This is a genomic window from Albidovulum sp., assembly GCF_041919395.1.
In the GTDB taxonomy this organism is placed as follows: domain Bacteria; phylum Pseudomonadota; class Alphaproteobacteria; order Rhodobacterales; family Rhodobacteraceae; genus Albidovulum.
Window position 1 is genome coordinate 1 of record NZ_JAYRTX010000121.1, and the last position, 8186, is coordinate 8186.

The 8186-nt window shown below is 67.4% G+C and carries 8 protein-coding genes; 3 read left to right on the top strand and 5 right to left on the bottom strand.

Annotation, left to right across the window (positions count from 1 at the left end; all coding sequences use genetic code 11):
* The first annotated feature begins 197 nt into the window (after window positions 1-197).
* Both mscL and ACMUOO_RS15495 read left to right on the top strand, forming a co-directional pair.
* Complete coding sequence (gene mscL, locus ACMUOO_RS15490; protein WP_301917890.1) at window positions 198-617, top strand: large conductance mechanosensitive channel protein MscL; 420 nt, start codon at window positions 198-200, stop codon at window positions 615-617.
* A gap of 260 nt (window positions 618-877) precedes the next feature.
* Window positions 878-1084: a hypothetical protein gene (locus ACMUOO_RS15495; protein ID WP_301917891.1), complete on the top strand. Its 207-nt coding sequence runs from the start codon at window positions 878-880 to the stop codon at window positions 1082-1084.
* Between the two features lie 76 nt (window positions 1085-1160).
* Here ACMUOO_RS15495 and ald read toward each other — a convergent pair whose 3' ends face one another.
* Window positions 1161-2279 carry an alanine dehydrogenase gene (ald, locus tag ACMUOO_RS15500; protein WP_301917892.1) on the bottom strand — a complete coding sequence of 373 codons (1119 nt, stop codon included), beginning with the start codon at window positions 2277-2279 and terminating at the stop codon, window positions 1161-1163.
* Window positions 2280-2416: 137 nt separating this feature from the next.
* Between ald and ACMUOO_RS15505 the strand changes: the two genes are divergently transcribed.
* A complete protein-coding gene (locus ACMUOO_RS15505; RefSeq protein ID WP_301917893.1) occupies window positions 2417-2875 on the top strand; it encodes an Lrp/AsnC family transcriptional regulator in 459 nt (152 codons plus the stop codon).
* Window positions 2876-2898: 23 nt separating this feature from the next.
* On the opposite strand, the gene ACMUOO_RS15510 is transcribed toward ACMUOO_RS15505, so the two are convergent.
* The 4 genes from ACMUOO_RS15510 to polA form a co-directional block, all read right to left on the bottom strand.
* Window positions 2899-3348 carry a transglycosylase SLT domain-containing protein gene (locus ACMUOO_RS15510; protein WP_301917894.1) on the bottom strand — a complete coding sequence of 150 codons (450 nt, stop codon included), beginning with the start codon at window positions 3346-3348 and terminating at the stop codon, window positions 2899-2901.
* 88 nt (window positions 3349-3436) lie between these two features.
* The gene (locus tag ACMUOO_RS15515; protein ID WP_301917895.1) at window positions 3437-4360 is read right to left on the bottom strand and encodes a cation diffusion facilitator family transporter; all 924 of its coding nucleotides are present in this window, start codon (window positions 4358-4360) and stop codon (window positions 3437-3439) included.
* 93 nt (window positions 4361-4453) lie between these two features.
* Window positions 4454-5410 carry a magnesium/cobalt transporter CorA gene (gene corA, locus ACMUOO_RS15520; protein WP_301917896.1) on the bottom strand — a complete coding sequence of 319 codons (957 nt, stop codon included), beginning with the start codon at window positions 5408-5410 and terminating at the stop codon, window positions 4454-4456.
* 144 nt (window positions 5411-5554) lie between these two features.
* A partial coding sequence (gene polA, locus ACMUOO_RS15525) for a DNA polymerase I (protein ID WP_413855695.1) occupies window positions 5555-8186 on the bottom strand: 2632 nt, incomplete at its 5' end.

Below are 8186 nucleotides of genomic sequence, written 5' to 3' on the forward strand. Positions count from 1 at the left end.
GCGGCCATTTGGCCATGACCGGAAATGTGATCTGCTTCAGCAAACTTTCCCCCTGTGCGGCAGCGGTAACACCCCTATGAGCTAATCCCGCGAGTCGCGGAGAAAAGGCACAACCGCGATGAAATGTCGTGATAACCTGACACCGCAGCGGGCCCATCTAAGCGGAGCCCGCGGTTCAGTAAAGTGGGGACACTGAAATGATCAAAGAGTTCAAGGATTTCATCGCCAAGGGCAATGTCATGGACATGGCCGTGGGCATCATCATCGGCGCCGCGTTCACGGCGATCGTGACATCGCTCGTGGCCGATCTCATCAACCCGATCATCGGCGTGGTTACCGGGGGGATCGACTTCTCGAACCTCTTCGTGAACCTCGGTGACGGCGAGTTCGCCTCGCTCGCTGCGGCGCGCGACGCCGGCGCGCCGGTCTTCGCCTACGGCTCCTTCATCACCGCCGTGATCAACTTCCTCATCATCGCCTTCGTCGTCTTCCTTCTGGTGAAAATGGTGAACCGCGTGAAGGATGCGGCGATGAAGAAGGAAGAGGCGGCCCCCGCCCCGGCCGGCCCGACCGAGCTCGACGTGCTGATGCAGATACGCGACGCGCTGAAGAAGTAGATCATCCGCAACGCCACCGGAAAGGCCCGCCGCGCGGCGGGCCTTTTGCTTTCGGCCGCGGTCCCTTGTTTCGCCGCCCGGCTTCATGGAGGGGGCCGGGGTCCCGTGTCGTGTCGGCGGGCGGACGGCAAGGACGAAGGTCGGTTTCCTGCGCGGACTTCGGTCTCGGACAGGGCCGCGAGCATGCGGGACCTTGGTCAATGGGCCGGAACGTCGCGGAAGATTACGCTGGTCGTGCTTTTTGACATGGGAGGAAAAGCATGACGAAGCTTCTGACGATCGCAGTCGCGGCCATGATCGCGCTGCCCGCCGCCGCCCCGGCCTTCGCCTCGGGCAATGGCCTTCCCGGCATCTGGGTCGGCGATGATGGTTCGGTCATCGACAAGCGGCGCAAGCCGCGGGTGCCGGGCGGTTCGGGCTGCGACGATCCGCGCGACCTCATCGAGCATCCGGAGTGCCGGGCCTGAACCCAACACCCGGCCACCACGCCGAAAGAGAACGGCCGCGCGGATATCCGCGCGCCCGCCGTAGTTTCCGATGTGTTCAGTGCTTCAGCGCGTCCGCCGCCGGGATCGACGCGATCCCCAGCGCCTCGCCCACGGCGGCATAGGTCAGCTTGCCGGCGTGGACGTTGAGCCCGTTCAGAAGATGGGGGTCGTCGGCGCAGGCCTGCTTCCATCCCTTGTTGGCGAGCGCGATCATGAAGGGCATGGTCGCGTTTCCGAGCGCGATGGTCGAGGTCCGTGCCACCGCGCCGGGCATGTTCGCCACGCAGTAGTGCATGATCCCGTCGACCTCGTAGATCGGGTCCTGGTGCGTCGTCGCGCGGCTGGTCTCGAAGCAGCCGCCCTGGTCGATGGCGACATCGACCAGCGCCGCGCCGGGCTTCAGTTCCTTCAGTTGGGCCTTCGAGATCAGCTTCGGCGCCGCCGCGCCGGGAATGAGCACCGCGCCGATGATCATGTCGGCCTGGCGGGCCAGTTCGATCGTGTTGCCGGCCGAGGCGTAGGAGGTCTTGAAGCTGCCACCGAAGACATCGTCGAGGTAGCGCAGGCGCGGGATCGAACGGTCGAGCACGGTCACGTCGGCGCCCATGCCGGCGGCGATCTTGGCGGCGTGGGTGCCGACGACGCCGCCGCCGATGACCATCACCTTTGCCGGCGCCACGCCCGGCACGCCGCCGAGGAGCACGCCGCGCCCGCCGTTGGCCTTCTGGAGCGTCCAGGCACCGACCTGCGGCGCGAGCCGTCCGGCGACCTCGGACATCGGCGCCAGAAGCGGCAGCCCGCCCATCCGGTCGGTCACCGTCTCATAGGCGATGCAGGTCGCGCCCGAGGCCAGCAGGTCCTTCGTCTGCTCCGGGTCGGGCGCGAGGTGCAGGTAGGTGAACAGGACCTGGCCTTCGCGCAGCATCTTGCGCTCCACCGCCTGCGGTTCCTTCACCTTCACGATCATGTCGGCTTTCGCGAAGACCTCCTTCGCGGTGCCGAGGATCTTCGCGCCGACCGCGGTGTAATCCGCGTCGGTGAAGCCGGCGCCGGCGCCGGCATTGGTCTCGATGTAGACGTCGTGGCCATTGGCCACCGCTTCCTGCGCGGCGGCCGGGGTCATGCCGACGCGGAACTCCTGCGGCTTGATCTCCCTGGGGCATCCGATCTTCATGGGGTCCTCCCGAAAAAATGTGCGCCATTATCTGCGATGAAGCACGAAATTGGTTTCAGATTTGGCTGGCGATACGCAGGGGGCGTGCGCTATTTCTTCGACAGAAGCGACATTTCTTCGAAGGAGATTGCGCAAGCATGGAGATCGACGCGACGGACCGGCGCATCCTCGCGGTGTTGCAGAAGGAAGGTCGAGTGACAAACGCCGAGCTGGCCGAACGGGTGAACCTGTCGCCCTCGGCCTGTCACCGGCGGGTGCAGCGGCTGGAGGCAGAGGGCTACATCGCCGGGTTCGTGGCGCTCCTGAACGCCCGCAAGCTCGGCCGGCCGACCACGGTCTTCGTCGAGATCACGCTTTCGGGCCAAGCCGATGAACTGCTCGACGCCTTCGAGAGGGCGGTCGCGCGGGTGCCCGACATCCTCGAATGTCACCTCATGGCCGGGACGGCGGACTACCTTCTGAAGGTCGTGGCGGAAGACACAGAGGATTTCGCCCGCATCCACCGCCAGCACCTCGCCCGGCTGCCCGGCGTGGCGCAGATGCATTCCTCCTTCGCGCTCAGGACCGTGCGGCAGACGACGGCCATCCCGGTCTGAAGGTGCGAGGGGGCGCCGGGCCGTCAGGCCCTCAGCCCGGTTTCCTCCAGAAGCCCCATCCGCTTGGCCTCGTAGTAGTATCCCTTCGCATACCACATCATGGCCCGGTCGGGATTGCGGCGCGCCACCAGCCAGGCCCCGCGAAGGTATTTCACGCCGTAGCGGAGGTTCGTGTCGGCATCCAGCAATTCGTCGGGCGCGCCGCGATGGCCCATGGTCGCGGCCGTCTGCGGCAGGATCTGCATGAGCCCGTAATAGGGGCCGTTCCGTGCCGCCGGGTTGTAGCCGCTCTCGCGCCGGACCACGCGGTGGACGAGCGATTCCGGCACGTCGTAGGCGCGCGCGTAGCGGCTGATGAGCCGGTTGACCTCGGCAGACCCCGCGGCGGCCGCGGGCATATCCTCGCGCCGGGCACAGGCGGCCGGGAACGCGGCGAGAAGGACAAGGGCGGTGCGGCGGGTCAGGGTGTGCATTGTCGGGCCTCCGGGGTCGGGCCCGTTCATAGCGCGGGGCACGGCGCAGGGGAAGCCGGATCGCCGCCCGCGAGCGTGGCTCGCCGGCTCAGCCTTGCCCGATCCGGCACCCTGTTCCGGAGCAGCCGGAGGCGCGCGTCTCGGTTTCGAAGGTCGCGTGGTGGATGCCGAAGGCCTCCGCGATGCGCGCCTTAACCCGTCGCACCGCCTCCACGCCGTCCGCGCCTTCGGCGAGGACCAGATGTGCCTCGACCGAGGCGCGGCGTTCGTCCACCTGCCAGACGTGGAGATGATGGACACCCTCCACGCCCGCTTCGGTCTCGATCGTCCGGCGCACCGCCTCCGCCGCGGCCTCCGGCGGGGCGCCGAGCATGAGAATGCGGATCACCGGCCCGATCTCGGACAGCGCATGCCAGAGAATCCAGCCCGAGATGAGGAGCGTGATCGCCGGATCCGCCCAGCGCCAGCCGAAAAGCCAGATGAGCACGCCCCCCAGAAGCACCGCGACCGACGATCCGGCATCGGCGAGGTTGTGGAGGAAGGCGGCGCGGATATTCGTGCTTTCCCGCGCGAGCCGCCAGGTCAGGAGCGCGGTGCCGAGGTCGATCACCAGCGCCAGCCCCGCCAGCGCCATGACGATGCCGCCCGCCACCTCCGGCGGGTCGACGAGCCGCATCGACGCCTCGGAGGCGAGCCAGAGCGAGATCACCACGAGCACGGTATAGTTGATCAGCGCTGCCACCACCTCGGCGCGCGCGTAGCCGAAGGACATCGCGCCATCCGCCGGCCGCCGCGCGATCCGCCGCGCGGCGAAGGCGATGATCAGAGCGACCGCGTCCGACAGGTTGTGGACCGCGTCGGCGATCAGCGCGACAGAGCCCGAGACGATCCCGCCGACGACCTGCGCCACGGTGAGGGCGACGTTTATCGCGACGGCAAGACCCAGCCCGCGCTCGCCGCGCCCGGAATGCTCGTGCGGCTCATGGCCATGGTGTCGATGGTCGTGCGGCATAGCCCGTCTCCCGCATCCCAGTTTGGTTGCCATGGACCTGTCGTCAAGCCCTCGCGCCTGCCGGCGCCCTGGTCACCGCCGCCGCGGCGGGCCTCACAACCAGCCGCGGCGCTTGAAGTACATGAACGGCAGGACTGCCGAAAGAACCATGAGGAAGACCGCGAAGGGATAGCCGAACTTCCACCCGAGTTCGGGCATGAACGCGAAGTTCATCCCGTAGATCGACGCGACGAGCGTCGGCGGCAGGAACACGACGGCGGCCACGGAGAATATCTTGATGATGGCGTTCTGCTCGATGTTGATCAGGCCGAGCGTGGCGTCGAGCAGGAAGATGATCTTCTGCGCCATGAACTCGGAGTGATCGGAAAGCGAACGCACGTCCGCGACCAGCGCCTTGAGCTGGTCGCGCACCGGCTTCTCGGCCGGTGTGAGCTTCGGCCCGAGGAAGGCCAGTATCCTCTCCATCGTGGCAAGGCTGTCACGGATGTTCGACGTCAGATCGCCCTTGCGCCCGATCGCCTCGAGCGTGGTCTTGTACGTGGAGTTCTTGCGCGCCGCCTCGCCACCCTTGCCGAAGACCGCGCGCGAGATCGCGTCGATCTCGCGTCCCGCACGTTCAAGGACATCTGCCAGCCGGTCCACGATGGCCTCGAACAGCCCGAGCAGCACCGTTTCGCCATCGCCCAGTCCCAGAGCGCTCTTCTCGGCGCGTTGCGGAAAGGCCGTGAAGGCCCTGGGCTCTGTGTAGCGGATGGTAACGAGCCGGTGGCCGACAAGGATGAAGGTGATCGGAGCCATCACCGGATCGTCGCCGTCGGTATTCGCGGGGATGAGCGCGGTCATGAAATGGCCGCCGTCCTCGGAGTAGAGCCGCGACGAAATCTCGATCTCGTGCATCTCGTCCTTCGTCGGCAGTTCGAGGCCAAGCCGGTCCTCGAGCGCCTTCTCCTCCTCCCGCGACGGGTGGACGAGGTCCCACCACAGGACCCCGGCCGCGTCCGCACCCACCGCTGTCAGGCGCCCGGCGCTGAGTTCGTAGGCGTGGATCATGCGTGACCTCCCCCCTGGGCCTTTGCCCGAAGCGATTATCCGCTCCCGGATCGGACCGGTAGCCGATTCGGCGGGGAAGCGATGATCGGCAGCGGAGGCCGTGCCGCCGGGGTTGGGAACGATCCGCCCCCGCGCGCCGCCGTCTCAGTGCGCCTCGGCCCAGTTCGTGCCCTGCCCCGCATCGACGACCAGCGGCACATCGAGTTGCACCGCCGGATGCGCGGCCCCCTCCATCACCTCGCGCGCCACGGCGATCAGCCGGTCGGCCGCCCCTGACTCGACCTCGAACAGCAGTTCGTCATGGACCTGCAGGAGCATCTTCGCCGGCAGGTCGCGGGTCGCCTCCGGCATGCGGATCATCGCCCGCCGGATGATGTCGGCCGCCGCCCCCTGGATCGGTGCGTTGATCGCGGCCCGCCGCGCGAAGCCGGCCGTCGGACCCTTGGCGTTGATCTCGGGCGTATGGATCTTCCGCCCGAAGAGCGTCTGTACGAAGCCCTTCTCCCGGGCGAAGGCCACGGTCGCGTCCATATAGGTCTTGATGCCCGGGAAGCGTTCGAAGTAGCGGTCGATGAAACCCTGCGCCTCGGCCCGCGGGATGCGCAGGTTCCGCGCGAGGCCGAAGCCCGAAATTCCGTAGATCACCCCGAAGTTGATCGCCTTCGCGCGGCGGCGAACCTCGGGCGTCATCTCGGAAAGCGGCACGCCGAACATCTCGGAGGCCGTCAGCGCATGGATGTCGATCCCCTCGCGGAAAGCCTGCTTCAGCTCGGGAATGTCGGCGACATGGGCGAGGATCCTGAGCTCGATCTGGCTGTAGTCGAGACTGACGAGCCGCAACCCCGGCCCCGCCACGAAGGCCTCGCGGATGCGGCGGCCCTCTTCCGTCCTGACCGGGATGTTCTGCAGGTTCGGATCGGTCGAGGCGAGCCGCCCGGTATTCGCCCCGGCGATGGAGTAGGAGGTGTGCACCCGCCCCGTCTCGGGGTTGATCGCCTGCTGAAGCGCGTCCGTGTAGGTCGACTTCAGCTTCGAGATCTGCCGCCAGTCGAGCACCGTCGCGGCCAGCCGCGCGGCCTTCGGGTTCACGTCCTCGAGCGTCGCGATGTCCTCTAGCACATCGGCGCCCGTCGCATAGGCCCCGGTCTTGCCCTTCTCGCCCCCCTCGACCCCCATCCGGTCAAAGAGGATTTCGCCCAGCTGCTTCGGGGAGCCGACGTTGAAGGGCTCGCCGGCGATCTCCTGGATCTCGGCCTCGAGTCCGGCCATCTTCTGCGCGAAGGCATTCGACATGCGGCTCAGCACCTGGCCGTCGACCCGGATGCCCGCCATCTCCATCTCGGCCAGCACGGGAACGAGCGGGCGTTCCAGCGTCTCGTAGACGGTCGTCACCTGGACGCGGTGCAGGTTCGGCTTGAACGCCTGCCAGAGCCTCAGCGTCACGTCAGCGTCCTCGGCCGCATATCTTACGGCGTCGTCGATCGCCACCCGGTCGAAGGTGATCTGGCCCTTGCCCGAGCCGAGGAGTGTCTTGATCGCGATGGGCTGATGGCCGAGGTAGCGTATGGAAAGCGCGTCCATGCCGTGATTGTGCTGGCCCGAATACATCGCGTAGGACATCAGCATCGTGTCGTCGATGGGTGCCGCGCGGATGCCCTGGCGGGCGAATATCTTCCAGTCGTATTTCATGTTCTGGCCGATCTTGAGGATCGCGTCGTCCTCAAGGACCGGTTTCAGCGCGGCCAGAACTTCCGACATCGGCAACTGCCCCGGCGCGGGCGCCTCGGAGCCGAAGAGGTCGCCGCCCCCGACACGGTGCCCGACGGGAATGTAGCAGGCCCGCCCCGGCACGACCGACAGCGAGATGCCGACAAGCTCGGCCCGCATCTCGTCGAGGCTCGTCGTCTCGGTATCGACGGCGACGTAGCCGCGTTCGCGGATGAGCGCGATCCAGCGGTCGAGTGCCGCGCGCTCGCGGATGCATTCATAGGCCGCGTGGTCGAAGGGCGGCTGTTCCGCCGCGACCGGCGCCGCCGTGTCGTCCGCCGCCGGGGCGGCGGGCGCGGCGGGCATCTCGGCGATCACCGGCGCCTCGACCTTCAGCGCCTCCGCCACCCGCTTCGTCAGCGTGCGGAACTCCATCTTCGACAGGAACTCCATCAGCGGCGCGGCCTCGGGCCGCTTCACCGCAAGCTCGTCCAGCGTCCATGGGACCGGCGTGTGGTCGTCGAGTGTCACCAGCCGCTTCGAGATGCGGATGAGGTCGGCATTCTCGACCAGCGCCGCGCGCCGCTTCGGCTGCGCGATCTCCTCCGCCCGGGCCAGGAGCGTCTCCAGATCGCCGTATTCGTTGATGAGAAGCGCCGCCGTCTTGATCCCGATCCCCGGCGCGCCCGGCACGTTGTCGACCGAATCGCCGGCGAGCGCCTGGACGTCCACCACGCGGTCGGGCGTGACGCCGAACTTCTCCTCGACCTCCGCGACGCCGATCCGCTTCAGCTTCATCGCGTCGAACATCTCGACCCCGCCGCCGACGAGCTGCATCAGGTCCTTGTCCGACGAGATGATGGTGACCTCGCCGCCGGCCTCCCGGGCCTGCCGGGCAAGGGTGGCGATGATGTCGTCGGCCTCGTAGTTCTCCATCTCGAGCGAGGCGACGCCGAAGGCCCTTGTCGCCTCGCGGGTCAGCGGGAACTGCGGCCGCAGATCCTCCGGCAATTCCGGCCGGTTGGCCTTGTACTTGTCGTAGATATCGTCGCGGAAGGTCTTGGAGGAA